Genomic DNA, 25,875 nt, shown 5'->3' with positions numbered 1-25,875 from the left:
CCTGACGAACCGGACCGCACTGTCGACATTAAGGGCCGCCGGGCCGCTTTCCCGTGATTGCCGATCCGATCCGAAGGTGTGTCGCGCCCTCGAGGAGCGCCTCGCGCAGGTCACCGGACATCCCCGCCGAGATGGCGCCCGCGTCGGGCAGGATGCGGCGCACGTCGTCGGAGATGCCGCGGAGGCGGGCGAACGCGCGGCGGGGCTCCCCGTCGTCGGGCGCGACCGCCATGACACCGAGGACGCGGATGCCGGCGGCGGCGGCCGCGTGCTCCGCGAGGGCCTCGGCCTCCTCGGGAGGGACTCCTCCACGCTGCGGGTCGTCGGTGAGGTTCACCTGCAGGAAGACGCGCGTCTCCAGCTCGTCGGACGCGAGCGCGTCGACGAGCGACGCCCGGTCGACGGAGTGGATCACCGAGGCGTAGCGACGGACCTGCCGGGCCTTCTTGCCCTGGAGCTGGCCGACGAAGTGCCAGGCGACGCCCGTGCCCTCGAGCTCGGCCGCCTTGCCCTGGGCCTCCTGGTGGCGGCTCTCGCCGAGGTCGCGGACGCCGAGGTCGACGAGGGCGCGCAGCAGCGAGACGGGCTGGAACTTGGTGACCACGATCGTCGTCACCTCGTCCGGCTGGCGGCCGGCAGCGCGGATCCCGTCGGCGACCTCCGCCTGCACGGACGCCCACCGCTCGACGAGGCCCGGGTGGGCCTCGTCGGGGTGGGCGTCGGGCGCGTGCGCGCCGCCGGTCAGCGGAGCGTCGGTCACTTCAGGAAGTCGGGGATGTCCAGGTCGTCGCCGTCGTCCTCGAACGTCGGGTCGCTCGCGGGGACGGACGCGACGGGCGCCTCCGCCTGCGGGCGGGCCGGCGCCTGCTCGACGGCCTCGGGAGCGGCGACCGCTCCCCCGCCGGCGGCGACGAAGCCGCTGCGGCGGTTCTCGACCTTGGAGGCCGGCTCGCCGCCGTCGAAGCCCGCGGCGATGACGGTGACGCGCACCTCGTCGCCGAGGGTGTCGTCGATGACCGCGCCGAAGATGATGTTCGCCTCGGGGTGCACCGCCTCCTGCACGAGCTTGGCCGCGTCGTTGATCTCGAAGATGCCGAGGTTGGATCCGCCCTGGATCGAGAGCAGCACGCCGTGCGCGCCCTCGATGCTCGCCTCGAGGAGGGGCGACGCGACCGCGAGCTCGGCGGCCTTGATGGACCGGTCGGCGCCGCGGGACGAGCCGATGCCCATGAGCGCGGATCCGGCGCCCTGCATGACCGACTTGACGTCGGCGAAGTCGAGGTTGATGAGGCCCGGGGTGGTGATGAGGTCGGTGATGCCCTGGACGCCCGCGAGGAGCACCTGGTCGGCGGTGGCGAAGGCCTCGAGCATGCTGATGCCGCGGTCGCTGATCTCCAGGAGGCGGTCGTTCGGCACGACGATGAGGGTGTCGACCTCGTTCTTCAGCGTCGCGACGCCGAGCTCGGCCTGGGCCGAGCGGCGCTTGCCCTCGAAGCCGAAGGGCTTGGTGACGACGCCGATGGTGAGCGCGCCGATCGACTTCGCGATGCGGGCCACGACGGGCGCGCCTCCCGTGCCGGTGCCGCCGCCCTCGCCCGCGGTGACGAAGACCATGTCGGCGCCCGCCAGGGCCTCCTCGATCTCCTCCGCGTGGTCCTCGGCGGCGCGACGGCCGACCTCGGGGTCGGCGCCCGCGCCGAGGCCGCGGGTGATCTCGCGGCCGACGTCGAGCTTGACGTCGGCGTCGCTCATGAGCAGCGCCTGCGCGTCGGTGTTGATCGCGATGAACTCCACGCCCCGCAGACCGAGCTCGATCATGCGGTTGACGGCGTTGACGCCGCCACCGCCGATGCCGACGACCTTGATGACGGCGAGGTAGTTCTGGTTGTTCGACACGACGGGCCTCCGCTAGAACCTTCGACCTCCGGTGGAGGCTTAGAGTTTACTCAGTATGCATTTCCTGATCCCGACGTTAGGGGGCTCGGGGTCGGCGCGACGACTCCCGTGCCGCGTGTCGCGAAGGCCGGACGGGATCAGGGTCCGGCGACGGGCGCGTCGGGCGCCGAGACGTCGTAGGAGCCCACGTCGCCTCGGGCCTTCACGAGCGCCTGCAGCACCTCGGCCTTGTCGACCGAGCGCTCCCCGCTCCCCCACAGCACCTTCTTGCCGCTGCGCAGCGTGAGCATCACGTCGTCGGTCGTGTTCGCCTGGATGCTGTCGACCTGCGGCAGGAAGTCCGCGGGCAGTGCGACGAGCACGGCGGCGGCGGCCTGGAAGCGCGGGGACGAGAAGTCGGCGCTCGGCAGGTCGATGAGCGGGTAGCCGTCGGGGCGCGCCGTCGCGCGCTCGATCGTGATGCCCGCGGGATCCACGAGGTCGAATCCCGCGCCCGACTGGATCACGGCGACGGGCGTGCGCTCGACGATGCGGATCACGAGAGTCGACGGCGGCCGGCTCTCGGTGCTGTAGCTGCGGATGAGGGGGAACGCGCGGAGCTCGTCCCCGACGCGGTCGAGGTCGACGAGCGGCAGGGGCGTGCCGACCTGGTCGGCCAGCGCCGCCTCGATGCTCGCGGGCGACACCCGGTCGGCGCCCTCCACCTCGACGGTGCGGAGCGCGAGCAGCGGGGAGTACACGGCGATGCCGACGACGATCGCCAGCGTGAGGACGGCTCCGAGCGCGCCGAGGAGCCCGGCGCGTCGACGGCGGGCGCGCTGCGTGAAGCGACGCACCTCCTGGCGCTCGTAGCGCTGCCGCTCGCGGCGGGCGCGGCGCAGCTGGCGGCGCGCCTCGGCGTCGCCGGTGGCCGAGCTCGCGGGGCGGGCGGGGCGATGGGCCCGGGGCGTGGGCTCCCCGTCCGGATCCGCGGGCGTGCGCCGGCGGAGCGGACGGGCGCCGGCCGCGGACTCCGCCGCGCCGCGCGCCCGCGCGCCGAGCCGGCCGGCCAGGCCGCCCGTTCGAGGAGCGGCCTCCTCGCGGCCGGTGCGCGGCGCGGGCGGGGCCTGGACCGGCGCCTGCGCGAGGTGCGGGAGGACGATGGGCTCGGTGTCCGGCTCGTCGTCGTCGCGCCATGCGGCGCGAGGCCGGGGAGGCGCGGACGGCGTCGGTGCAGGGGTCGGCACCGGGGCCGGGGCCGGGACGGGCGTCACGGGCTCGGCGGGCGCGGATCCGCGGCGACGGCGGGCGGGCGCGTCGGTCCCCTCGACGCGCGCGTCGGGCGCGGACGGCTTCGGGACCCGGGGCCGGTCGAAGCCCTCGGGCCGCTTCACTCGCGGGGCCGGGAGGACGCGGCGGGCTGCGGGGATCCGGCGGGACGCTCGAGCGCGCCGACGATCTGCGGGATGATCCGGTACACGTCGCCGCAGCTGAGGGTGACGATGAAGTCGCCGTCGCGCGCGATCTCCGCCGCGCGGTCGGCCGCCTGCTGCCAGTCGGGCAGGTAGTCGACGTGGCTCGGGTCCGCGAAGCGCTCGGAGACGAGGGCGCCGGTGACGCCGGGGATCGGGTCCTCGCGGGCGCCGAACACGTCGAGCACGATGGTGTGGTCGGCGAGCTCCTCGTAGACGCGCGCGAAGTCGCCGGCCATCATCTGCGTGCGGCTGTAGAGGTGCGGCTGGTGGACGGCGATGATGCGGCCGTCCCCCACGACCGTGCGCGCGGCCTCGAGCGCGGCGCGGACCTCGGTGGGGTGGTGCGCGTAGTCGTCGTAGACGCTGACGCCGCGGACCTCGGCGTGCAGCTCGAAGCGCCGGCCGGTGCCGGAGAAGCCGCCGAGGCCCGCGATCGCGTCGTCGGGATCCACGCCGAGGCCGACGAGCACGGCGTACGCGCCCGCGGCGTTGATCGCGTTGTGGCGGCCGGGGACGCGGAGCGCGGCATGGCGGGACACGCCGTCGTGGGTGAGGGTGAAGGCGACGGGGCCGTCGGTGACGATGTCGGTGATCCGGATGTCGGCCGCGGGGTCCTCGCCGAACGTGACCACACGGCCCTCGATGCGCGCGCTGACGCGGCGCGCGCCCGGGTCGTCGCTCGAGATGACGACGAGCTCGGACGCGGCGGACGCGAAGCGCACGAACGCGTCGTCGAAGGCCTCGTGCGAGCCGTAGTGGTCGAGGTGGTCGGCGTCGACGTTGGTGATGAGCGCGACCGACGTGTCGTAGAGAAGGAACGAGCCGTCGGACTCGTCGGCCTCGACGACGAACAGCTCCTCGGATCCGGGGGCGCTCGAGACGCCGAGCCCGCCGATCACGCCGCCGTTGACGAACGACGGGTCGCGACCGGCCTCGAGGAGCGCGGTCACGATCATGCCCGTGGAGGTGGTCTTGCCGTGCGCGCCCGCGACGGCGACGAGACGCTGGCCGCTGATGAGCCAGGCGAGCGCCTGCGAGCGGTGCAGGATCGGCAGGCCCCGCTCCTTGGCGAGCACGTACTCGGGATTGTCCTGCCAGAGCGCGCCCGTGACGACGAGCGCCTCGGCGTCGCCCACGTGCGCGGCGTCGTGGCCCACGTGGATCTCCGCACCGAGCTCCCGGAGCGCCTGCACGGCGTCGGAGTCGCGGGAGTCGGATCCGGTGACGCGGTGGCCCGCGGCGAGGAACAGGCGCGCGATGCCGCTCATGCCGGACCCGCCGATGCCCACGAAGTGGACGCGGCCGAGCTCGGTCGGGATGTCCATGGTCAGGTCGGGTGCGATCACGTGCGGTCTCCTCGGGAGGTGGGAAGCGGGCGGTCGGCGCGCGGTCAGCGCCGCGCGGCGGGCCGGGGCGGGCGGGCGGCGAGGGCGTCGCGGACGAGGTCCGCCATGCGGGCCGCGCCGTCGCGGGTGCCGACGGAGGCCGCCGCTCGGGACATGCGCGCGAGCGCCGCCGGGTCGGACAGGAGCGGGAGGACGTGCGCGAGCACCCAGTCGGGCGTGAAGTCGACGTCGGCCACGACGATGCCGCCGCCGGCCGCGACCACGCCGCGGACGTTGACGGCCTGCTCGCCGTTGCCCACCGGGTACGGCACGTAGACCGCGGGGACGCCCACGGCGGTGAGCTCGGACAGCGCGCCGGCACCGGCGCGGGAGACGACGAGGTCGGCCGCGGCGATGGCGAGCTCCATGCGGTCGGAGTAGCCGACCACGTGGTAGCGCTCGACGCCCGGGTCGGTGAACTCCTGCGCGCCGCCGACGATGTGCAGGATCTGCGCGCCCGTCGCGGTGATGCGCTCGGCCACCTGCACGACCGTGCGGTTGAGGCTGCGCGCGCCCGTCGATCCGCCCGTGACGAGCAGCGTCGGGCGGTCGGCGTCGAGGCCGAGCTCGGCGCGCGCGGCGTCGCGGACGGCGTCGCGGTCGAGGGTCGCGATCTCGCGGCGCAGCGGCATGCCCACCGCCTGGGCGCGCGGGAGGACGGTGTCGGGGAACGTGATGCCGACGGCCGTGGCGACGCGGGCCCCGAGCCGGTTGGCGAGCCCGGGTGACGCGTTGGCCTCGTGCACGACTACCGGGACGCCCGAGCGACGCGCGGCCAGGTAGGCGGGCGCGGCCGCGTAGCCGCCGAAGCCGACGACCACGTCGATCCCCCGCTCGGCGATCATGCGGCGGATCCGCCCCACGGCCCGCGCGAACTCCGGCGCGAAGCGCACGGCCGCGCGGTTCGGACGCCGCGGGAAGGGCAGGCGCGCGATCGTGAGCAGCTCGTAGCCGCGGGCCGGGACGAGCCGGGACTCGAGGCCCTCGCGCGTGCCGAGGACGAGGATCGTGGACTCGGGCTCACGAGCCCGCAGCTCGTCGGCCACGGCGAGCAGCGGATTCACGTGCCCCGCGGTGCCGCCGCCGGCGAGCAGGTAGACCGTCACGAGCGCATGCCGATCACGGCCGGGATGACGTCCGGCGACTCCTCGGTCGTGGGCCTCCGGGCGAAGCCCAGCACGATGCCCATCGCCACGAGCGTCGTCACGAGCGACGAGCCTCCCGACGACACGAACGGCAAGGGCACCCCGAGCACCGGGAGCAGGTTCAGCACCACGCCGATGTTCACGAAGGCCTGCACGATGATCCAGGTCATGACGGCGCCCGTGGCGACGCGCGCGAACGTGTCGGTGTTGGCGCGGATCACGCGGATGAAGCCGATGGCGAGCACGACGAACAGGAGGATGACGACGATGGCGCCGATGAGGCCGAGCTCCTCACCGATGATCGCGAAGATGTAGTCGTTGTCGGCCTCGGGCAGCCACATCCACTTGGCCTTGGAGTTGCCGAGGCCGACGCCGAAGATCCCGCCCGCGGCCAGCGCGTACAGGCCGTGCGTGGACTGCCAGCAGCCGCCCGCGTAGTCGCACTGGCCGGTGATGAACTCGGTGACGCGGCGCATGCGGCTGTCGCTGATCACGGTCATGAGCACCGCGAGCACGGAGCCGATCGTGAGCATGAGCGTCAGCTTGCCGATGGGGATGCCCGCGAAGAACAGGGCGCCGAGCACGATGCTCGCCATGATGATGACGGTCCCGAGGTCGCCACCGAGCGCGACGAGGCCGACGGCGCCGCCCGCGACGGGCAGCACGGGGATGAGGATGTGCGGCCACGTGCGCAGCAGGTGGCGCTTCCTCGCGAGGATGAAGGCCAGCCAGATCACGAGGCCCACCTTGATGAGCTCCGCGGGCTGGAACGTGGTGCCCGCGATGCGGATCCAGCCGATGTTCTCGCCGACCTTCACGCCCATGGGACCGAACACGAGCAGCTGCACGGCGCACGCGGCGAGCAGCAGCACCCACGCCCAGCGCTTCCAGAACATGGGCGGCACGAGCGAGACCAGCAGCATGAGCGGCACGCCGATGAGCGCGAACATCCCCTGCTTGAGGAAGATGCCGAAGAAGCCGCCGCCGGCGACGAACGAGTCGATGCTCGACGACGACAGCACCATCACCAGGCCGAAGACGACCAGGAAGAGCGTCGTGCCGAGCAGCAGGAAGTAGGAGCCGCTCTCCGCGTGGAAGGCGCGGCCGAGGTGGATCCGGGCGGCGAGGCCGCGGCGCTGCGTCCCCTCCTGCGCGTCCTCAGCGGGAGCGGACGGGGTGCGCGGGCCGCGGGGCCCCGGCGCGTCAGCCGCGCGAGGGGTCCGCGTCGTTCTCGGGGGCAGTGTCATCCGCCGCACCTCCCAGGTGGTGGTCGACCGCGGCCCGGTATCGGCGTCCGCGATCGGCGTAGTCGGTGAATTGGTCCATGGATGCCGCTGCCGGAGCCAGGAGGACGGTGTCGCCCTCCCGGGCCACGCCCGCCGCGAGCCGCACGGCGGACCGCATGACCTCCTCAGTGTCGCTCTCGGCCACCTCGAGGACGGTCACGTCGGGCGCGTGTCGCGCGAATGCCGCGAGCACCTCGGCGCGCTCGACGCCGATGACCACGGCGGCGCGCAGGCGCGGCGCGTGGGCGCGGATCAGCTCGTCGAGCTCGACGCCCTTGAGGAGGCCGCCGACGAGCCACACCACGGAGGGGAACGCCGCGAGCGACGCGGATGCGGCGTGCGGGTTCGTGGCCTTCGAGTCGTCGACGAACGCGACGCCGTCGCGCTCCCCGATCCGCTCGATGCGGTGGCTGTCGAGCTCGAAGCGCTGGAGCGCCTGCCGCACGACCGCCGGCGAGACGCCGTAGGACCGGGCGAGCGCGGCCGCGGCGAGGATGTTCTGCACGATGTGCGGCGCCGCGAGGCCGACCGCGCGCAGCTCGTCGAGGGTCGTCAGCTCGAGGGCGCTGGTGAAGCGCTCCTCGAGGAAGGCGCGGTCGCAGAGGATCCCGTCGACGATGCCGAGGTCGCTCGGACCCGGCGCGTCGAGGCCGAAGCCGATGGCGCGCGCGCCGTCCTGCACGTCGGCCTCGCGGAGCGCGTCCTCGGTGGCGCGGTCGGCACGGTTGTAGACGCAGGCGACGCGCGTGTCGGCGTAGACGCGGCCCTTGGCGGCGGCGTAGGCCTGGCGGGACCCGTGCCACTCGAGGTGGTCGTCGGCGAGGTTGAGGAAGGCGCTCGAGTACGGCCGCACCTCGCGCATGTAGTGCAGCTGGTGGCTGGAGAGCTCGACGACGAGCACGTCGAAGCCGTCCGGGTGGCGCACGACGTCGAGCACGGGCAGGCCGATGTTGCCGCACGGCACGGCACGCACGCCGCCCTCCTGCAGGAGCGCGGCCGTGAGCTGCGTGGTGGTGGTCTTGCCGTTGGTGCCGGTGATGGTGATCCACTCGGCCGGCGTCCCGGTCTTGTCGCGCACGCGCCACGCGAGCTCGATGTCGCCCCACAGCGGGATCCCCGCCTCCGTCGCCCAGGCGGGCAGCGGGTGCGCGGGCGCGTAGCCGGGCGACACGACGACGAGCTCGGGCGCGAAGGCCACGAGCTCCGTCGGCACAGGCTCCTCCTCGGTGGGCCGGACCAGGCGCCCGCCGATGACGTCCAGCAGCGCCAGCCGCTCCGGCGACGCGTCGGCCGCGACCACGAGCACGTCCGCGCCGAGCTCGATCAGCGTGTCGGCGACGGAGAAGCCCGTGCGCCCGAGGCCGAGGACGGCGACGCGGAGCCCGGTCCAGTCGTCGTGCCAGCTGTGCAGGGAGTCGGGTCGCACGAGCGCCGTGCCGTCGTCGGAGGTGCCGTCTGTCATCTCTACTGCGTGATCCATTCCAGGTAGAAGGTGCCGACGCCCGCCGCCACCAGCAGGCCCGCGATGATCCAGAAGCGCACGACGACCGTGACCTCCGCCCACCCCTTGAGCTCGAAGTGGTGGTGCAGCGGGCTCATGAGGAAGATGCGCTTGCCGTGCGTGAGCTTGAAGTAGATGCGCTGGAGCACCACCGACCCCGCGACGATCACGAACAGGCCGCCGATGAAGACGAGCAGCAGCTCGGTGCGGCTGAGGATGGCGAGGGCCGCGAGGGCGCCGCCGAGGCCGAGGGAGCCGGTGTCGCCCATGAATATCTGGGCGGGCGACGTGTTCCACCAGAGGAAGCCGATGAGCGCGCCCACGATGGAGGCCGCGATGATCGCGAGGTCGAGCGGGCACGCCACCTCGTAGCAGCGGTACTCGTTCTGGTAGCTGGAGACGCTGTCGCACGACTGGTTGAACTGCCAGAAGCCGATGATGACGTACGAGCCGATCGAGAAGATCGACGCGCCCGCGGCGAGGCCGTCGAGCCCGTCGGCCACGTTCACGCCGTTCGAGGCGCTGGCGACGATGAGGCAGATCCAGACGATGAACAGGCCCGTGCCGACGACCGCGCCGAGCGCCATGAAGTCGAGCGGCAGGTCGCGGAACAGGCTGATGGCGGTGGACGCGGGCGTGAGTCCCGACACGGGGTCGCGCAACGTGATGGCGAGCACCGCGAACACGGTGGCGACGATGACCTGGCCGGCGATCTTCTGCCAGCCGCCGAGGCCGAGGGACTGCTGCTTGCGGGTCTTCAGGTAGTCGTCGAGGAAGCCGACGAAGCCGAGGCCGACCATCATGAACACCACGAGGAGGCCCGACGGCGTCACGGGGTCGAAGCGGATCCCGTCCCAGGTGAGCAGGTGCCCCACGAAGTAGCCGATGACGCTCGCCAGGATGATGACGATGCCGCCCATGGTGGCCGTGCCGCGCTTCGTGTGGTGCGACTGCGGACCGTCGTCGCGGATGAACTGGCCCCACTGCAGCCGGTGGAACAGCTTGATGAACAGCGGCGTCAGGAAGAGCGTGAAGACGAGCGAGATGGCGCCCGCGCCGAGGAGGGCTACCACGAGTACTTCTCCCCCAGCTCGTCGCCGAGGAAGCGGAGTCCCGCGGAGTTCGAGGACTTCACGAGCACGAGGTCGCCGTCGCGGAGGATCCGGTCGAGGATCTCGCGGGCCTCGGCCGCGTCCTCGGCGAAGATCGACTCGCCGTCCCAGGATCCCTGCGCGATGGCCTCGAGGTGCAGGCGGCGGGCGGGCCGGCCGACCACGACGAGCTGCCCGATGTTGAGGCGCACCGCGAGCAGGCCCACGCGGTCGTGCTCCTCCTCGGAGAACTCGCCGAGCTCGCTCATCTCGCCGAGCACCGCGACCGTGCGCTGCTCCGGCCCACGGATCTGCGCGAGCGTGCGGAGGGCGGCCGCCATGGAGTCGGGGCTCGCGTTGTAGGCGTCGTTGATCACCGTGACGCCGTTGCCGCCGAGCACCTCCATGCGCCAGCGCTCGGCGCGCTGCACGGTCTGCAGGGCGGAGACGATGGAGTCGCCGTCGACGCCGAGCGCCCAGGCGCCCGCGGCCGCGGCCAGCGCGTTCGTGACGTGGTGCTCGCCGAGCACGCGGAAGGAGACCGGACGCTCGGACCCGTCGGGCAGGTGCAGCGTGAAGGTGGTGCCGGCGGCGGACGCGAGGATGTCGGTCGCGCGGACGGCGGCCCGGGCGTCCCGGCCGAACCACAGGACGGGCGCCTCGGTCTTGTCGCTCATGGACGCCACGCGCGGGTCGTCGGCGTTGAGCACGGCCGTGTCCTCGGGCAGGAGGTCCTTGACCATCTCGGTCTTCGTCACGAGCGTCCGCTCGATGCCGCCGAAGCCGCCCGCGTGGGCGAGGCCGACGGTGAGGACGATGCCGACGTCGGGCTTCGCCATGCGGATGAGGCGCGTGATCTCGCCCCGCCCGCTCGCGCCCATCTCCGCCACGAGGAACCGGGTGGAGCGCGTGACCTTGAGCATGGTGAGCGGCGCGCCGACCTCGTTGTTGAACGACGCGACGGGCGACACGGTCTCGCCCTGCGTGGAGAGGATCGCGTGCAGCAGGTTCTTGGTGGTGGTCTTGCCGTTGGATCCGGTGACCGCGACCATCCGCAGCTCGCCCAGCGCGCGCACCCGTGCCACGACCTCGTGCGCCAGCCGGCCGAGCGCGTCGACCACGTCGGGTACGAGCACCTGGGGCACGGGCAGGTCGAGCTCGCGCTCGACGAGCAGGAGCGCGGCGCCGGCCTCGACGGCCTTCGGCGCGAAGAGGTGGCCGTCGGTCTCCTCGCCGGGCTTGGCGACGAAGATCCCGCCGGGGCCGATGAGGCGGCTGTCGGTGTCGACCGCGCCGTCGACGACGGTCTGCGCGGTGGCGTCGCCGCGCAGCAGGAGGCGGCCGTCGACCGCCTCGGCGATCTCGGCGAGGGTGAGGGCGATCATGTCAGCTCCAGCCTGCGTCGCGGAGGGCCGCGCGCGCGTCGTCACGGGCGGAGAACGGGATCTTGCGCCCGGCCACCTCGTGGTAGTCCTCGTGCCCGGGTCCGGCGACGAGGATGGTGTCCCCCTCGCCGACCAGCGACACCGCCGTGCGGATCGCCGTGGCGGGGTCGGGCACCTCGTGGATCTCGCGCTCGGGCACCGCGGCCCGCGCGCCCGCGATGAGGCTCGCGCGGATCGACGCCGGGTCCTCGTAGCGCGGGTGGTAGTCGGTGATGACCACGACGTCCGCGAGCCGGGCCGCGATCGCGCCCATCTCGGCGCGCTTCGTGGTGTCCCGGTCGCCGTCGGCGCCGAACACCATCACGAGCTTCCCGGGGGTGAACGGGCGCAGCGCCTGCAGCGTCTGCTCGAAGGCGTCGGGCGTGTGCCCGTAGTCGACGAAGAAGAGGGGGCCGGTCTCGCCGGACACGCGCTCGGCGCGACCGGGGATGTAGGCCTGGATCCCGCCGTCCCGGTCGAGCACGTGGGCGACAGCGTCGAGGTCGTAGCCCGACTCGACGAGCATGACGATCGCGAGGCCGGCGTTCGCGGCCATGAACCAGCCGGGCACGGGCACGCGCGAGACGAGCACGCGGTTGTCGGGGCCCTCGAGGCGGAAGCCCGTGGAGTCGGGCGTCTGCTCGAGGACGGTCACGGTCCAGTCGGCCTCGACGCCGGGCTTCGAGGAGATGGTCGTCATGGGGATCCGCGAGCCCTCGACGATGCGCTGGCCCCACTCGGTGTCGAGCGACACGACGCCGCGGCGCGCGCGGTCGGGGTCGAAGAAGGCGGCCTTGGCCTCGAAGTACTCCTCGAAGTCCGCGTAGTCGTCGAGGTGGTCGTGGCTCAGGTTGATGAAGGCGGCCACGTCGAAGACCAGGCCGTCGACGCGGTGCCGGGTGAGGGCCTGCGCCGAGACCTCGATCGTGACGGCGCGGACCTCCGCCTCGCGCATGCGGGCGAGGAGCGCGTGCAGCTCGCTCGCCTCGGGCGTGGTGAGGCGGCTGGTGATGCTCTCCTCGCCGATGCGCCGCTCGGCCGTGGAGGTCAGCCCGGTCACGACGCCGAGCTGGCGGAGCAGCCCGTCGAGCAGGTACACCACGCTCGTCTTGCCGTTCGTCCCCGTGACGCCGTAGAGCGTCGCCGGGTCCTCCGCCGAGCGGTGGACCCACGCGGCGATGTCGCCGAGGGCCGCGCGCGGGTCGGGGGTGAGGATCACCGGCAGGCCCGAGTCCTGCGCGTCGGCGAGCCCGTCGGGGTCGGTCAGCACCGCGACCGCGCCGCTGGCGGCGGCGTCGGACGCGAAGCGGGCGCCGTGCGCGCGTGCCCCGCGGAGCCCGACGTAGAGGTCGCCGGGCTGCACGTCGCCGGAAGACAGGGTGACGCCGGTGACCTCCACGTCGTCCACGTCGCCGACGACGTCGAGCGCGAAGTCGCTCACCAGGCCGGACAGCGACCGTGCGACGGGATGCTCGGGGCGGAGGGCGGGGGTGGCAGGGGAGGTCATCGCCCTCATCTCTCAGTAGGTCGTCGGGAGGTTCGGGGACGGCACGCTGGAGGGCGGGACCCGGTAGGTCTTCAGTACCTGGGACATGATCTTCTGGAAGACCGGCGCCGCGGCCGCCGAGGACTTTATGGTATCCGGATTGGCCAGGCTGATCGACACGACGTACTGGGGGTCCTCGGCCGGCGCGAGGCCCGCGATCGACACCAGGTAGTTCTTGCCGTACTTGCCGTCGGCCTCCGCGACCTGCGCCGTACCGGACTTCGCCGCCACCCGGTAGCCGGGGATCGTGAGGTCCTTGGAGAGGTGCCCGTCGGTGACGACGGTCTCGAGCATGTTGACGGTGGAGTCGGCGGCCTGGGGCGAGATGACCTGCGTGCCGGTCGTGTCCGGCTGGTCCGTGACGGTGCCGTCGGCGGCCTTGCAGCCCGAGACGAGCGACAGCGGGAGCTTCACGCCGTGGTTGCCGATGGTCTGGTAGATGCTCGCGACCTGGAGGGCCGTGGTCGTGAGGCCCTGCCCGAACATGGTCGCGTAGTTGGTCTGCGGGTCCCACTCCTGCCAGGGGCGGACGAGGCCGCTGCTCTCGCCGGGGAAGTCGATGGCCGTCTTCTCGCCGACGCCGAAGGCCTTGAGGTAGTCGTAGCGCTCCGAGGCGGACAGGCGCTCGCCGAGCGCCGAGATGCCCGTGTTCGAGGAGTCCATGAGCACGCCCGCGAGCGTGAAGTGGAGGTCGGGGTGCACGTAGCTGTCGCTGAGCTTCACGTTCGGCCGCGTGAACGTGTACGGCGCCACCACGTGCGTCCCGGCGTCGGCCTTGCCCGAGTCGAGGAGCGCGGCGGCGGTCACGGCTTTGAGCGTGGATCCGGGCTCGAACGGCAGGCTGAACGCCCGGCTGTTGCGGTCCTCGGGCTTCGACGCCGACACGTCGTTGGGGTCGACGGACGGGTACTCGGCGACCGCGAGGACCTTGCCCGTCTTCACCTCGACGATGGTCGCGTGCCCGTAGTCGGCGCCGACCTTCACGGCCTGCTCGGCGACGGCGGTCTGCGCGAAGTACTCGAGGTCGGTGTCGATGTTGGTCATCACGTCGCTGCCGTCCTCAGCCGGCTTCTGCGTGACGGTGCTGCCGGCGATCGGCACGCCGTCCGCGCCGCGCTCGTAGGTCTGCGCGCCGTCCTGCGCGGCGAGGCAGGAGTCGTACTCCTGCTCGAGCCCGGCCTTGATCGTGCCGTCACCCGCGATGTAGCCGAGGATGCTGCCCGCGATCTGGCCGTTGGGGTACGTGCGGCTCGAGACCGCCTGGAAGTAGATCCACGGGATCTTGAGGTCCCGGATGGCGAGGTACGCGTCGACGTCGACGCCCTTGGTCACGTAGCCGAAGAGCGACTTCGGGTCCTTGGCGAGCGCGCCCGTGATGAGCCCGTCGATCTCCTCGGGCTTCTGCCCGGTGATCGCGCCCAGCTGCGCCTCGGCGTCCGCGAGCGACACGTCCTGCTTGACCGGCTTGCCGTCGTCGCCCGTCACCGTCCGGGTGAAGTCGCCGGCCTTGGACGGGTCCATCGTCACGTCGTAGCGGAGCACGCTGCCCGCGAGCACCTTGCCGTCGGCGTCGTAGATGCTGCCGCGGACGCCGGGCAGGGTCTGCGAGATGGCCCGCTTGCCGAGCGCCTCCTGATTGAGCTCGGAGGCCTGCACGACCTGGATGTCGATGAGCTTGACGACGAAGACCCCGAGTACGGCGAGTATCGCGATCAGGGAGAAGGCGATGCGCCGTCGGTTCGAGATCGTGCTCACTCGGGGGTTCCTCTCGGTGCCTGCGGTGCGGTGCGGTGCTCCGTCGGAGCGGTGTCGTGCGATGTCGGCGGCCCCTCGGCGGGGCCCGGCGTCAGCGGGTCTGCGGGGTCGGGATCGCCGGGGCCGACGCTAGCCCGGGGGCCGCGCCCGACGCGGGAGGCGCGCTCGGGGTCCCGGCGGTCACGCCGCCGGTCGCCTCGGCGGAGCCCGGGATGGCCGAGCCCGGGTCGACCGCGGCGGCGCCGTCCTGCGCGGTGGCGGCCTGGAGCGCGGCCGCGCGCTTCGTCGGGTCGCTCTCGATGGTGAGCGGGACGCCGGAGAGGAGCGAGTTGCCGATGAGGCTGTCGGCGGTGAGCGCCGTGGTGGCGCCGTCCTTGGCCTGCGGCGTGCCCTGGATCGTGCCGTCGAGCGAGAGGAAGGAGGGCGACGCGCTCGCGACCATGCCGAGCGCCTGGGCGTTCCGCGCCAGGTTCTGCGGGGACGACAGCCGGTCGACGTCCTCGGTCAGCGCCTGGTGGGTGCGGTCCAGCTCCTTCTGCTGCTGCTGCAGCGACTGGATCGCGTACGCCCCGTCGGACAGGCCGATGGAGAGCAGCAGCTGCGCGAGGAGTACGGCGAAGAGCCCGCCCACGACGATCACGGCGTAGACGGTGCGCGGTCGGGCGCGACGCTGGCCGCGGGTGGGCACGACCTCGATGTGGCGGGTGGGCGGCTCGGCGGACGGCCGGATCCGGGGACGCGCGGTCGCGCGTGCTGCATCGGTCATGCGTGTCGCCTCCTGGCTCGTTCGGCGGCGCGCAACCGGACGGAAGCGGCGCGGGGGTTCTGGGCGATCTCGTGCTGGTCCGCGAGCTCGGCGCCGCGGACGAGGAGCTTCAGCTCGGGACGGTGCTCGGGGAGCTCGACGGGGAGCCCCACGGGCGCGGTGCTCGTGGACCGGGCGCGCAGCTCGCGCTTCACGATGCGGTCCTCGAGCGACTGGTACGACTCGACGACCACGCGACCGCCGACCGCGAGCCGGTCGATCGCGGCAGGCATCGCGCGCGCCAGCACGCTCAGCTCCTGGTTGACCTCGATGCGCAGCGCCTGGAACACGCGCTTGGCCGGATGCCCGGCCCGCTGCACCGCGGCGGGCGTGGCCTGCTGGATGATCTCCACGAGCCTCGCCGACGTGATGATCGGCTCCACCTCGCGCGCCTGGACGATGCGGCTGGCGTAGCGGGGGGCGAGCTTCTCCTCGCCGTAGTCGTAGAAGATCCGCCGCAGCTCGAGCTCGTCGTACTCCGCCACCACCTGGGCGGCGGTGAGGCCCGCGGTCCCGTCCATGCGCATGTCGAGGGGCGCGTCCTGCGAGTACGAGAAGCCGCGCTCGACGCGGTCGAGCTGGAGCGACGAGACGCCGAGATCGAAGAAGACGCCCTGCACCTCGCCGATGCCCAGGCCGTCGAGCGCTCGCCCGATGCCGTCGTACACCGTGTGCACGAGGTGGACGCGGTCCCCGAAGCGGGCGAGCCGCTCCCCCGCGATCGCGAGGGCGTCCGGATCGCGGTCGAGACCGACCAGCCGGAGGCCGGGCAGCGCGTCGAGGAACGCCTCGGAGTGGCCTGCCATCCCGAGGGTGGCGTCGACGAGCACGGCGCCATCGCCCTGGAGGGCGGGGGCGAGCAGCTCGAGGCACCTCTCGAGGAGGACGGGGGTGTGGATGTCGTCGAGGGCCATGGCATCCCGCTGTCCTGTCCGCGGCTCCTGATCCCCATCCGTCCCGACCTGCCACCGGGGAAGTGCGGCAGGGCGTCGGACGGCTGGGAGTCAGGGGCCGGGGTCAGAACAGGCCGGGGATCACCTCCTCCGCGGTGTCGGCGAACGCGCTCTCGTTGGCGGTGAGGTACTCGTCCCACGTGCCGGCGTCCCAGATCTCGACGCGGCTGCCCGCGCCGATGACCGCGAGCTCGCGGTCGAGGCCCGCGTACGTGCGGAGCGCCTGCGGGATGGTGATGCGGTGCTGCTTGTCCGGCGTCTCCGCGTTCGCCCCGGACAGGAAGACGCGCATGTAGTCGCGCGCCTGCTTGCTCGCGAGCGGCGCCTGGCGCATGCGGTCGTGCAGCTCCTCGAACTCCCGCGTGGTGAACACGTAGATGCAGCGGTCCTGGCCGCGCGTCATGACGACGCCGCCCTCGAGCTCGTCGCGGAACTTCGCGGGGAGGATGAGCCGCCCCTTGTCGTCGAGACGAGGCGAATGGGTGCCGAGGAACACACCGACACCCCCTGTCTCTCCGGCCGTGGTTCAGGACTTGCTCCACTTTACTCCACAGCCCTCCACCCACCGCCAGGGACGCGAGGTGAATTCGTGGCGAGTGTCCCCCGATGCCTGTGGATACGTGGCCTGTCCCGAGGGGAGGGATGTGGAGGGGAATCGTGCGACCGGCGCGCCGCGGACATGCAGGAGCGCCCCGCGGGCGGCCGGAGGACCGCCGGCAGGGCGCCGGGGAGGGATGTGGGTGATACCGGGGACACGAGAAGGGGCCGATCCCGGTTCGGGATCGGCCCCTTCGGGTCGAGTGGAGGGCGGTGGAGGACCGCCTCAGATGGAGGTCAGTCCTGACCGCCCTGGCGCTTCTCCCAGCGCTCGTTGATCCGGTCCATGAAGGAGGAGGACGAGGAGGGTCGCTTGCCGGAACCGCGGCCCGGCGCCCGGGGTGCGGAGGCGGTCGGCGTACCGGCGCCCGCATCACGCGGGCTGAAGATGAGGAGCGCCCCCACGATCATGATCGCGAAGCCGAGGATGCCGATGATCGCCAGCTTGGTGATGACGCCCGCGGCCAGGGCGGCGATGCCGAGGACGATGACCAGCACCCCGACCACGACCATCGTGTAGTTCGGTCTGGTGCGGCGACCGCTGACGGTCGCCACGAAGTCTGCGTCGTTGTGATAGAGGCTGCGCTCCATCTCCTCCAGCAGGCGCTGCTCTTGCTCGGAAAGCGGCATCATGTTCCCCTCAGGCTCGGGACGACGCGTTGGTGTTCACCTGTGGATTCTAGCTCCCTGCCCCTGGCTAGGCTAGGCGGGTGCCCGAAAGCGACCGCCTCGTCAGCCACGTCCAGACCCGCCTCGACGACTTCCTGACGGCCCAGGCGGCGGGACTCCGGGAGATCAGCCCGGATCTTGTGCCCATCCAGGAGTTCTCCTCGGATCTGCTGAGAGGCGGGAAGCGGTTCCGCGCGCAGTTCTGCTACTGGGGTTGGCGCTCGGTGATCGACCTCGAGCCCTCCCCCGCCGGACGGCCGCAGGGCGAGGAGCGACCGGGCTATCGCGCGGTCGTCGGGGTGGCCGCGGGCCTCGAGATCTTCCACGCGGCGGCGCTCGTCCACGACGACATCATCGACCGCTCCGACACGCGTCGCGGCCGACCCGCCGCCCACCGCCGCTTCGAGGCGCTGCATGCGGCGAGCGGCTGGGGCGGATCCTCGTCGGGCTTCGGCGAGGCGGGGGCGACCCTCCTCGGCGACCTCCTCCTGGGGTGGAGCGACGAGCTGCTCATCGACTCGCTCCTGGCGCTGGCAGACGGGTCGGCGGCGCGCGCCACCCGCGCCGAGCTCGCGACGATGCGCACCCAGGTCACGCTCGGCCAGTACCTCGACGTGCTCGAGGAGGTCGCATGGCCGACCGTGCCCGAGGACGACACGCTCGCCCGGGCCCACAACGTGATCGTCTACAAGTCCGCGAAGTACAGCATCGAGGCGCCGCTCGTCGTCGGCGCGAGCCTGGCGGGGGCGACGCCCGAGCAGGTGGCGGCGCTCCGGGCCGTCGGCCTGCCGCTCGGCATCGCCTTCCAGCTGCGCGACGACGTGCTCGGCGTGTTCGGCGACAGCGCCGTGACCGGGAAGCCGAGCGGAGACGACCTGCGCGAGGGCAAGCGCACCGTGCTGATCGCGCTGGCGCGCCGGCGGCTGCCGGACGGGGTGCGCCGCACGGTCGATGCGCTCCTCGGGGATCCGGACCTCGACGACGAGCAGATCCGCGCGGTCCAGTCGATCCTCCGCGAGAGCGGCGCCCTCGACGAGGTGGAGGGGATGATCTCCCGTCACGTCCGCGAGTCGCTCGCCGCGCTGCGCGAGGCCCCGATCGGAGCCCGGGCGAGGAACCAGCTCGAGCTGCTCGTCGACACGGTCACGCGCCGCGTCACCTGATCGGACCGCGGGTCAGACCCGGCCGATCAGCCGGCGGCCGCTCGAGCGAGGTTCAGGCGCTGGCCTGCGCGACCCGACGCACCTCGGCCTTGCGGCCCGCCAGCAGGGCGTCGATGGGGGCGGCACCGAGGCTCGGCTCCTCCGTGAGGAGCCAGTGCATGGCCTCCTCGTCGGTGAATCCGTTGTCGCCGAGCACGATGATCGTGCCCCGCAGCTCGGACAGCGGCTCGCCGTCCCGCAGGAACACGTTGGGCACCTTGAGCACGCCGTCGAGGCGGACCGCGAGCAGGCGCCTGTCCTCGATGAGCCGGCGCACGCGGCTGACCGTCAGACCGAGGAGGTCGACGAGATCGGGGACGGTCGACCACTCGCGGTCGGCATAGGGCTCGTTCACGCCTCACATGCTGGCACGTCCTGCGCCGTCCCCGGGACCGTGCACCCGGACGCCGAGGCGCTTCGACGCCCGGAACGCCTGCCTATCCGCCGAAGGCGCGTGTCACTGTTCACTCCAGTCACATCCGTCCCTTATGTACCCTTTTCTCTCCCTGCGTGTTAACGTGGAACTCCTGCATCAGGGAATCGAGCACGACGGCCGGAGTAGACCAGCATGCCCATGACCGAACCCACCTCCCCTCGCGACCCCCACCGGTACTCGGACACCGCCACAGGACGCTCGGCGAACCGCCGCTCCAAGGCGCTCCTCGCGACCATGCCCATCGTGCTCGTCGGCTCCCTCGCGGTGAGCCTCGGCATGGCGACGCCCGCGGAGGCGGCCCCCGTCAAGCGCATCCCGAAGGCCAAGTCCGGTCCCACGCAGACCAAGCTCCCGCGCGTCGCGGCTCCGACGGCAACCCCGGCAGCGGCCCCCACCGTGGCAGCTCCCTCCACGTACGTGGTCGAGCAGGGCGACTCCGTCTCCAGCATCGCCGGTCGATACGGCCTCTCCACCGCATCCGTGCTCGCGCAGAACGGCCTCGGCTGGAAGACGACGATCTTCCCCGGCCAGACGCTCACCCTCGGCGGATCCGGTGCGTCGACCTCAGCACCCACCGCGGCGTCCACGGGGTCCGGCGCGAGCTACACGGTAGTCGCGGGCGACACCGTCACCGGCATCGCCGGCAAGCACGGCGTCTCCACATCGGCGGTGCTCCAGGCCAATGGCCTCCAGGCGACGAGCACGATATTCCCCGGCAACCGCCTCACCATCCCGGGGGCCGGCTCCACCGCCGCGTCGGCCGCGCCCGCGGCACCCGCCAGCACCTCCCCCGCCGCGAAGCTACGTCTCTCCGGCACGTACACGATCGAGACCGGAGACACGCTCCACAGCATCGCGACGAAGTCGGGCGTCACCGTGCAGGACCTCCTCAACGCCAACGGCCTCAACTGGTCGAGCATCATCTACGCGGGCAGCAAGCTCACCATCCCGCACGCGTCCGCGTCCGTCGTGCAGGTCGCGTCGCTGGACGGGACGACGATCATGACCGACGAGATGCGCCGCAACGCGCGCGTCATCGTCCAGGTCGGACGCTCCGCCGGCGTCAGTGACTACGGACTCGTCATCGCGCTCGCCACCGCGGCGCAGGAGTCGACCCTCCGCAACCTCGACTGGGGCGACCGCGACTCGATCGGCCTCTTCCAGCAGCGCCCGAGCCAGGGCTGGGGCCAGCCCGCCCAGCTCAACGACCCCGTGTACGCGGCGCGCGCGTTCTTCGGCGGGAGCGTCAACCCGAACCCCGGCGCGACCCGCGGCCTCCTCGACATCGCCGGCTGGAAGTCGATGACCGTCACGCAGGCGGCGCAGGCCGTGCAGTACTCCGCGTACCCGGACGCCTACGCCAAGTGGGAGACATCCGCCTGGACGTGGCTCGACGAGATCGGCTGACCCCGATCCGCAGGTGCATCCGCCCGGCGGCGCACCGGTGTGCCGGGGAGGCCCCGGCACCGGCGATCCCTAGAATCATCCAGTGACCTCCAGCCCGACCGACCCCATGATCGGCCGTCTCCTCGACGGTCGGTACCAGGTCAGGTCCCGCATCGCGCGGGGCGGGATGGCGACGGTCTACGTGGCCACCGACCTGCGGCTCGAGCGCCGCGTCGCCGTCAAGGTGATGCACGGCCACCTCGCCGACGACAGCGCCTTCCGCGACCGCTTCATCCAGGAGGCGCGCTCCGCCGCGCGGCTGGCGCATCCCAACGTCGTCAACGTCTTCGACCAGGGCCAGGACTCCGACATGGCGTACCTCGTCATGGAGTACCTGCCCGGCATGACGCTGCGCGAGCTGCTGCAGGAGTACGAGCGGCTGACGCCCGAGCAGACCCTCGACATCCTCGAGGCCGTGCTCTCGGGTCTCGCCGCCGCGCACAAGGCCGGCATCGTGCACCGCGACCTGAAGCCCGAGAACGTGCTGCTGGCCGACGACGGGCGCATCAAGATCGGCGACTTCGGCCTGGCGCGCGCCGTCAGCGCGAACACGGCCACGGGGCAGGCGCTCCTCGGGACCATCGCGTACCTCTCCCCCGAGCTCGTGACGCGGGGCATCGCCGACACCCGCAGCGACATCTACGCGGTCGGCATCATGATGTACGAGATGCTCGCGGGCGAGCAGCCGTTCAAGGGCGAGCAGCCCATGCAGATCGCGTACCAGCACGCGAACGACCAGGTGCCCACCCCCAGCACGGCCAACGCGTCCGTGCCGGTCGAGCTCGACGAGCTGGTCCTGTGGGCGACCGCGCGGGATCCCGAGCAGCGGCCGCGCGACGCCCGGGCGCTCCTCGACGAGCTCTACGCCGTGCAGAACCGCCTCGACGCGCGGTCGGGCGACCCCGCTCCGCTCCAGCGCACCGTCGTCTTCCCGAGCGCCCCGGCGCTCCCGTCCGTCACCACCGGCGAGACGCAGGTCGTGGGCGGTCCGCCCGTCATGACGCGGCAGGAGGACGAGCGCACCGAGCCGGAGTCCGTCGTCGCACTCGCCGCCGCGGGATCGCGCCGTCGATCGCGCGGGTGGATGCTCGCGCTCCTCGTGGTGATGCTCGCGGCACTCGCCGGCGGCACGGGCTGGTACTACGGTCAGGGCCCGGGCGCGCGCGTCCCCGTGCCGTCCGTCACGGCCATGGCCGTCGACGACGCCGCGGGCACGCTCCAGGGCCAGGGCTTCGTCGTCGCACGCGCCGAGGAGCCGAGCGTGGACGTCGAGGTGGGGCACGTGACCCGCAGCGTCCCGGCGTCCGGGACGCCCGTCGACCAGGGATCCACCGTGACCCTCTACGCCTCGACCGGGCCGCGGCTCCTCGACGTGCCCGACGTGGTCGGGGCCGCCGAGGCCGATGCCCGCACGCGCCTGGAGGGCGTGCCCTTCGTCGTGCAGGAGGCGACCATCCGGCAGTACGGCGACGCCGCCGAGGGCACCGTCGTGCAGGTGCTGGACTCCTCGGGAGCCCCCGTCGGCGCCCAGTACCCGGAGCAGCAGCCCGTGACCCTCGTCGTCGCCGCCGGGAAGATCCCCCAGGTGAACGGCCGCTCCGTCGACCAGGCCAACGCGACGCTCGCCCAGGCGGGGCTCGTCGGCGAGCCGGGGAAGCAGAGCTTCAGCGACGACGTCGACGCGGGCGAGGTCATCTCGGTCTACCAACTGGACCAGAACCCGGTGCGCTCCGGACTCGGCGACGCCCCCGGCAGCAAGGTGGGGCTCGAGATCTCCAAGGGACCGGACCTCGTCGCGGTGCCGAAGGTCGTCGGCCTCACGCGCGATGGAGCGAAGGCCGAGCTCGACAAGGCGGGCTTCAAGTACGCGTACTCCGCGTTCTGGGACGCCCTGCCCGACAGCATCACGAAGGTCGCGTCGGCGAGCCCGGATGCGGGCGCCATGGTCCGTCGCGGGTCGACCGTCAACCTCGGCATCACCGCCTCCGGCTGATCCGGCGCGGACCACCGCAGACCAGGCATGACGATGCCCCGCCGCCTCGAGGGCGGCGGGGCATCGTCGTGCGGGCGGGGTCAGCTGCGCGCGGCCGCCAGCTCCTCCGCGACGAGGAACGCGAGCTCGAGGCTCTGCATGTGGTTGAGCCGCGGGTCGCACAGCGACTCGTAGCGGGTCGCGAGCGTTGCCTCGTCGATGTGCTCGGAGCCGCCCAGGCACTCGGTGACGTCGTCGCCGGTGAGCTCGATGTGGATCCCGCCGGGATGCGTGCCCGCCGCCCGGTGCGCCTGGAAGAAGCCCTGCACCTCGTCGACGACGTCGTCGAAGCGCCGCGTCTTGTAGCCGGTGGGCGTGGTGAGGCCGTTCCCGTGCATGGGGTCGGTGACCCAGAGCGGGTTCGCGTCCGACGCCTTGACGGCCTCGAGCAGGGGCGGCAGCGCGTCGCGGATCCTGCCCGCGCCCATGCGCGTGATGAAGGTGAGCCGACCGGGCTCGCGGTCCGGGTCGAGCCTCTCGATCAGCTCGTGCACCGTCTCGGGCGTGGTCGACGGGCCGAGCTTCACGCCGAGCGGGTTGCGGACGCGCGAGAGGAAGTCGACGTGCGCCCCGTCGAGGTCGCGCGTGCGCTCCCCGATCCAGATGAAGTGCGCCGACGTGTTGTACGGCGTGCCGGTGCGCGAGTCGATGCGCGTCATGGGCCGCTCGTAGTCCATGAGGAGGCCCTCGTGTCCGGTGTAGAACTCGACGCGCTTGAGGTCGTCGAAGTCGGCGCCCGCGGCCTCCATGAACTTGATCGCGCGGTCGATGTCGCGGGCGAGCTGCTCGTAGCGCTGGTTCGCCGGGTTCGCCGCGAAGCCCTTGTTCCAGCTGTGCACCTCGCGGAGGTCGGCGAAGCCGCCCTGCGTGAAGGCGCGGATGAGGTTCAGCGTCGACGCGGCCGTGTGGTACCCCTTCACGAGGCGCGCGGGATCCGCCGCGCGCGACTCGGGGGTGAAGTCGTAGCCGTTGACGATGTCGCCGCGGTACGCGGGCAGCGTCAGATCGCCGCGTGTCTCGGAGTCGCTCGAGCGGGGCTTCGCGAACTGGCCGGCCATGCGGCCCATCTTCACGACGGGCATGGCCGCGCCGTAGGTGAGGACGACGGCCATCTGGAGCACGGTCTTCACGCGGTTGCGGATGGCGTCGGCCGTGGCGCCCGCGAAGGTCTCGGCGCAGTCGCCGCCCTGGAGGAGGAACGCGCGGCCGTCGGCGGCGGCGGCGAGGCGCGAGCGCAGCAGATCCACCTCCCCGGCGAAGACCAGGGGCGGCAGCAGGGCGATCTCGGCGGATGCCGCGTGGACGGCGGCGGCGTCGGGCCACTGCGGCTGCTGCTTGACCTCGAGCGTGCGCCAGTGGTCGAGTCCGGCGAGGACGTCGGGATGGGCGGGGACGAGGTGCTCAGAGGCCACGGTGGGATCCCGGTTCGTGTCGTGCGCGTGGTGCGCGGTGGAGGCGGGGCGGGAGACGGTCAGCGGGCCGCGCTCGCGCGCTTCTCCTTGACCGAGGTCGCATAGACGTCGACGTACTCCTGGCCGCTCAGCCTCGAGAGCTCGTACATGATCTCGTCGGTGATGGAGCGGAGGATGAAGCGGTCTCCCTCGAGGCCGGCGAACCTACTGAAATCTAGCGGCTCGCCGATGACCACACCAATCCGGCGGACCTTCGGGATGCGGGTGCCGATGGGCATGACCTTCTCGGTGTCGATCATCGCGATCGGGACGACCGGGACGTCGCCCTCGAGGATCATGCGCGCCACGCCCGTGCGTCCGCGGTACATGCGGCCGTCGGGGCTGCGGGTGCCCTCGGGGTAGATGCCGAGCATGCGGCCCTCGGCGAGCACGCGGAGTCCCGTGTTGAGCGACGCCTCGGACGCCTTGCCGCCGGAGCGGTCGATGGGGAGCATGCCCGTCGCCGTGAAGAACATCTTCGTGGCCCAGCCCTTGAGCCCCGTGCCGGTGAAGTAGTCGCTCTTCGCGAGGAAGACGAGGTTGCGGTCGACCAGCAGGGGCAGGAACACCGAGTCGATGAACGAGAGGTGGTTGCTCGCGAGGATCACGCCGCCCTTGGCGGGGATGTTCTCGATCCCGGTGACCCAGGGCCGGAACGTGCTCCGGAGGAGGGGTCCGGCGACCAGGTTCTTCATGAACCAGTAGAACATCGTCGGTCACCTTCCGGGTGGGGTCGCATCCAGCATAGGCGGACCGGCACGCGCGAGCCCGCAGGCCGACGGCCGGGCTCAGGCCCCGTGGCGCAGCGCGGTCGCGTGACGTCGGGCGAGGTCGGCCGCGCCCACGACGCCGGCGTCGTTGACGAGCTCGGCGATGCGGAACTCCGGCTCGGGGTGGTACCCGCGGGCCGGGAGGTGGGCGAGGTAGGCCTCGCGGATCGGGTCCAGCAGTAGGTCGCCCGCCTGCGCGACGCCGCCGCCGATGACGAACATCTGCGGGTCGAGGATCGCGCCGATGCTGGCGGCCGCCTCGCCGAGCCAGCCGCCGAGGCGACGCAGGGCGAGCAGCGCGCCGGGGTCGCCGGCCTGGATGAGGTCGCTGACGTCGTGGCCGGTCAGCGTGCCCACCTCGCGGCGGCGGGCGGCGAGGCCCTCGCCGTGCGTGCCGCCGAGGTCGGCCAGCTCGTCGGCGGTGCGCAGGAGCGCGCGGCCGGACCCGTACTGCTCGATGCAGCCGCGGGCGCCGCAGCCGCACGGCAGGCCGTCGGGCACGACGCGCATGTGCCCGAGCTCGGCACCCGCGCCGAAGCCGCCGCGGAAGAGCCGGTCGTCGGCGACGATCGCGCCGCCCACGCCCGTGCCGATCGTGAGCGTGACCATGTCGCTGACCAGGCGGCCGGCGCCGTAGCGGAACTCGGCCCAGCCGGCGGCGTTCGCGTCGTTCTCGATGACGATGGGGAGGTCGATCCGGCCGCGCAGCTTCTCCCGCACCGGCTCGTTGCGCCAGTTGATGTTGGGGGCGTAGTAGACGGTGGACTGCGCGGCGTCGATGAAGCCGGCCGCGGCCACGCCGACCGCCACGACGTCGGGGTGCTGCGCGCGGAGCCGCGCGACCATGCCGACGACGGCCTCGACGATCGCGTCCGGGCTGCTCGCCTCCGTGGGGGTGCGCTCCTCCGCCGCGATGACGCCGAGCTCGTCGACCACCGCTCCCGCGATCTTGGTCCCGCCGATGTCGATCCCTATTGCATGCACTCCGCGGGCCCTTCCCTCTGTCTCGCCAGTCGATCCTACTGACGTGC

Annotated in this window: 22 protein-coding genes; 3 read left to right on the top strand and 19 right to left on the bottom strand. The window is 72.5% G+C overall.

Annotated elements, in window-relative coordinates; all coding sequences use genetic code 11:
• Nucleotides 1–28: 28 nt before the first annotated feature.
• The 15 genes from B5P21_RS07665 to B5P21_RS07595 form a co-directional block, all read right to left on the bottom strand.
• A complete protein-coding gene (locus B5P21_RS07665) occupies nt 29–760 on the bottom strand; it encodes a YggS family pyridoxal phosphate-dependent enzyme (protein ID WP_080939313.1) in 732 nt (243 codons plus the stop codon).
• Nucleotides 757–1,896, bottom strand: a complete 1,140-nt coding sequence (ftsZ, locus tag B5P21_RS07660) for a cell division protein FtsZ (protein ID WP_045528255.1) — start codon at nt 1,894–1,896, stop codon at nt 757–759. Before ftsZ ends, B5P21_RS07665 begins: the two co-directional genes overlap by 4 nt.
• 137 nt (nt 1,897–2,033) lie before the next feature.
• On the bottom strand, nt 2,034–3,269 hold the full coding sequence (locus tag B5P21_RS07655) for a cell division protein FtsQ/DivIB (protein WP_236688661.1): 1,236 nt from the start codon (nt 3,267–3,269) through the stop codon (nt 2,034–2,036).
• Nucleotides 3,266–4,696 carry a UDP-N-acetylmuramate--L-alanine ligase gene (murC, locus tag B5P21_RS07650; protein ID WP_045528257.1) on the bottom strand — a complete coding sequence of 477 codons (1,431 nt, stop codon included), beginning with the start codon at nt 4,694–4,696 and terminating at the stop codon, nt 3,266–3,268. The genes B5P21_RS07655 and murC overlap by 4 nt, the downstream gene beginning before the upstream one ends.
• A gap of 44 nt (nt 4,697–4,740) precedes the next feature.
• Entirely contained in the window at nt 4,741–5,841 is a 1,101-nt protein-coding gene (murG, locus tag B5P21_RS07645) for an undecaprenyldiphospho-muramoylpentapeptide beta-N-acetylglucosaminyltransferase (protein WP_045528259.1), read from the bottom strand.
• Nucleotides 5,838–7,127 carry a putative lipid II flippase FtsW gene (gene ftsW / locus B5P21_RS07640; protein ID WP_094171000.1) on the bottom strand — a complete coding sequence of 430 codons (1,290 nt, stop codon included), beginning with the start codon at nt 7,125–7,127 and terminating at the stop codon, nt 5,838–5,840. Before ftsW ends, murG begins: the two co-directional genes overlap by 4 nt.
• Nucleotides 7,084–8,628, bottom strand: a complete 1,545-nt coding sequence (murD, locus tag B5P21_RS07635) for a UDP-N-acetylmuramoyl-L-alanine--D-glutamate ligase (RefSeq protein WP_094170999.1) — start codon at nt 8,626–8,628, stop codon at nt 7,084–7,086. Before murD ends, ftsW begins: the two co-directional genes overlap by 44 nt.
• Nucleotides 8,629–8,630: 2 nt before the next feature.
• A complete protein-coding gene (mraY, locus tag B5P21_RS07630) occupies nt 8,631–9,740 on the bottom strand; it encodes a phospho-N-acetylmuramoyl-pentapeptide-transferase (protein ID WP_094170998.1) in 1,110 nt (369 codons plus the stop codon).
• Complete coding sequence (locus tag B5P21_RS07625; protein WP_094170997.1) at nt 9,734–11,143, bottom strand: UDP-N-acetylmuramoyl-tripeptide--D-alanyl-D-alanine ligase; 1,410 nt, start codon at nt 11,141–11,143, stop codon at nt 9,734–9,736. Before B5P21_RS07625 ends, mraY begins: the two co-directional genes overlap by 7 nt.
• A 1-nt stretch (nt 11,144) precedes the next feature.
• Complete coding sequence (locus tag B5P21_RS07620; RefSeq protein ID WP_045528268.1) at nt 11,145–12,689, bottom strand: Mur ligase family protein; 1,545 nt, start codon at nt 12,687–12,689, stop codon at nt 11,145–11,147.
• A 12-nt stretch (nt 12,690–12,701) separates the two neighbouring features.
• On the bottom strand, nt 12,702–14,483 hold the full coding sequence (locus B5P21_RS07615; RefSeq protein ID WP_045528270.1) for a peptidoglycan D,D-transpeptidase FtsI family protein: 1,782 nt from the start codon (nt 14,481–14,483) through the stop codon (nt 12,702–12,704).
• A gap of 91 nt (nt 14,484–14,574) precedes the next feature.
• Nucleotides 14,575–15,249 carry a cell division protein FtsL gene (gene ftsL / locus B5P21_RS07610; protein WP_045528272.1) on the bottom strand — a complete coding sequence of 225 codons (675 nt, stop codon included), beginning with the start codon at nt 15,247–15,249 and terminating at the stop codon, nt 14,575–14,577.
• On the bottom strand, nt 15,246–16,202 hold the full coding sequence (gene rsmH / locus B5P21_RS07605; protein WP_045528274.1) for a 16S rRNA (cytosine(1402)-N(4))-methyltransferase RsmH: 957 nt from the start codon (nt 16,200–16,202) through the stop codon (nt 15,246–15,248). The genes ftsL and rsmH overlap by 4 nt, the downstream gene beginning before the upstream one ends.
• Nucleotides 16,203–16,305: 103 nt before the next feature.
• On the bottom strand, nt 16,306–16,737 hold the full coding sequence (gene mraZ, locus B5P21_RS07600; RefSeq protein ID WP_012038555.1) for a division/cell wall cluster transcriptional repressor MraZ: 432 nt from the start codon (nt 16,735–16,737) through the stop codon (nt 16,306–16,308).
• Nucleotides 16,738–17,075: 338 nt separating this feature from the next.
• On the bottom strand, nt 17,076–17,468 hold the full coding sequence (locus B5P21_RS07595; RefSeq protein ID WP_246865260.1) for a DUF3040 domain-containing protein: 393 nt from the start codon (nt 17,466–17,468) through the stop codon (nt 17,076–17,078).
• An 80-nt stretch (nt 17,469–17,548) separates the two neighbouring features.
• On the opposite strand from B5P21_RS07595, the gene B5P21_RS07590 reads away from it, so the two are divergent.
• The gene (locus B5P21_RS07590) at nt 17,549–18,670 is read left to right on the top strand and encodes a polyprenyl synthetase family protein (protein ID WP_045528278.1); all 1,122 of its coding nucleotides are present in this window, start codon (nt 17,549–17,551) and stop codon (nt 18,668–18,670) included.
• A gap of 52 nt (nt 18,671–18,722) precedes the next feature.
• Here B5P21_RS07590 and B5P21_RS07585 read toward each other — a convergent pair whose 3' ends face one another.
• Nucleotides 18,723–19,064, bottom strand: coding sequence for an Rv2175c family DNA-binding protein (locus tag B5P21_RS07585; protein WP_045528280.1), 342 nt, complete (start codon nt 19,062–19,064; stop codon nt 18,723–18,725).
• Between the two features lie 213 nt (nt 19,065–19,277).
• Between B5P21_RS07585 and B5P21_RS07580 the strand changes: the two genes are divergently transcribed.
• Nucleotides 19,278–20,552 (top strand): LysM peptidoglycan-binding domain-containing protein, encoded by a 1,275-nt coding sequence (locus B5P21_RS07580; protein ID WP_052663207.1) that lies wholly within the window; start codon nt 19,278–19,280, stop codon nt 20,550–20,552.
• 82 nt (nt 20,553–20,634) lie between these two features.
• Nucleotides 20,635–22,584 (top strand): Stk1 family PASTA domain-containing Ser/Thr kinase, encoded by a 1,950-nt coding sequence (gene pknB / locus B5P21_RS07575; RefSeq protein WP_094170996.1) that lies wholly within the window; start codon nt 20,635–20,637, stop codon nt 22,582–22,584.
• A gap of 80 nt (nt 22,585–22,664) precedes the next feature.
• On the opposite strand, the gene B5P21_RS07570 is transcribed toward pknB, so the two are convergent.
• From B5P21_RS07570 to B5P21_RS07560, 3 genes are all read right to left on the bottom strand, one after another.
• Nucleotides 22,665–24,035, bottom strand: coding sequence for a class II 3-deoxy-7-phosphoheptulonate synthase (locus B5P21_RS07570; protein WP_045528284.1), 1,371 nt, complete (start codon nt 24,033–24,035; stop codon nt 22,665–22,667).
• A gap of 59 nt (nt 24,036–24,094) precedes the next feature.
• Nucleotides 24,095–24,784, bottom strand: a complete 690-nt coding sequence (locus B5P21_RS07565; RefSeq protein ID WP_012038562.1) for a lysophospholipid acyltransferase family protein — start codon at nt 24,782–24,784, stop codon at nt 24,095–24,097.
• A 78-nt stretch (nt 24,785–24,862) separates the two neighbouring features.
• A complete protein-coding gene (locus B5P21_RS07560) occupies nt 24,863–25,828 on the bottom strand; it encodes an ROK family glucokinase (protein WP_045528287.1) in 966 nt (321 codons plus the stop codon).
• Nucleotides 25,829–25,875: the final 47 nt, after the last annotated feature.

The sequence above is a fragment of the Clavibacter michiganensis subsp. insidiosus genome, assembly GCF_002240565.1.
GTDB lineage: Bacteria > Actinomycetota > Actinomycetes > Actinomycetales > Microbacteriaceae > Clavibacter > Clavibacter insidiosus.
Note: the sequence above shows the minus strand (reverse complement) of the source record. Positions and strands in the feature narration are given on the sequence as shown.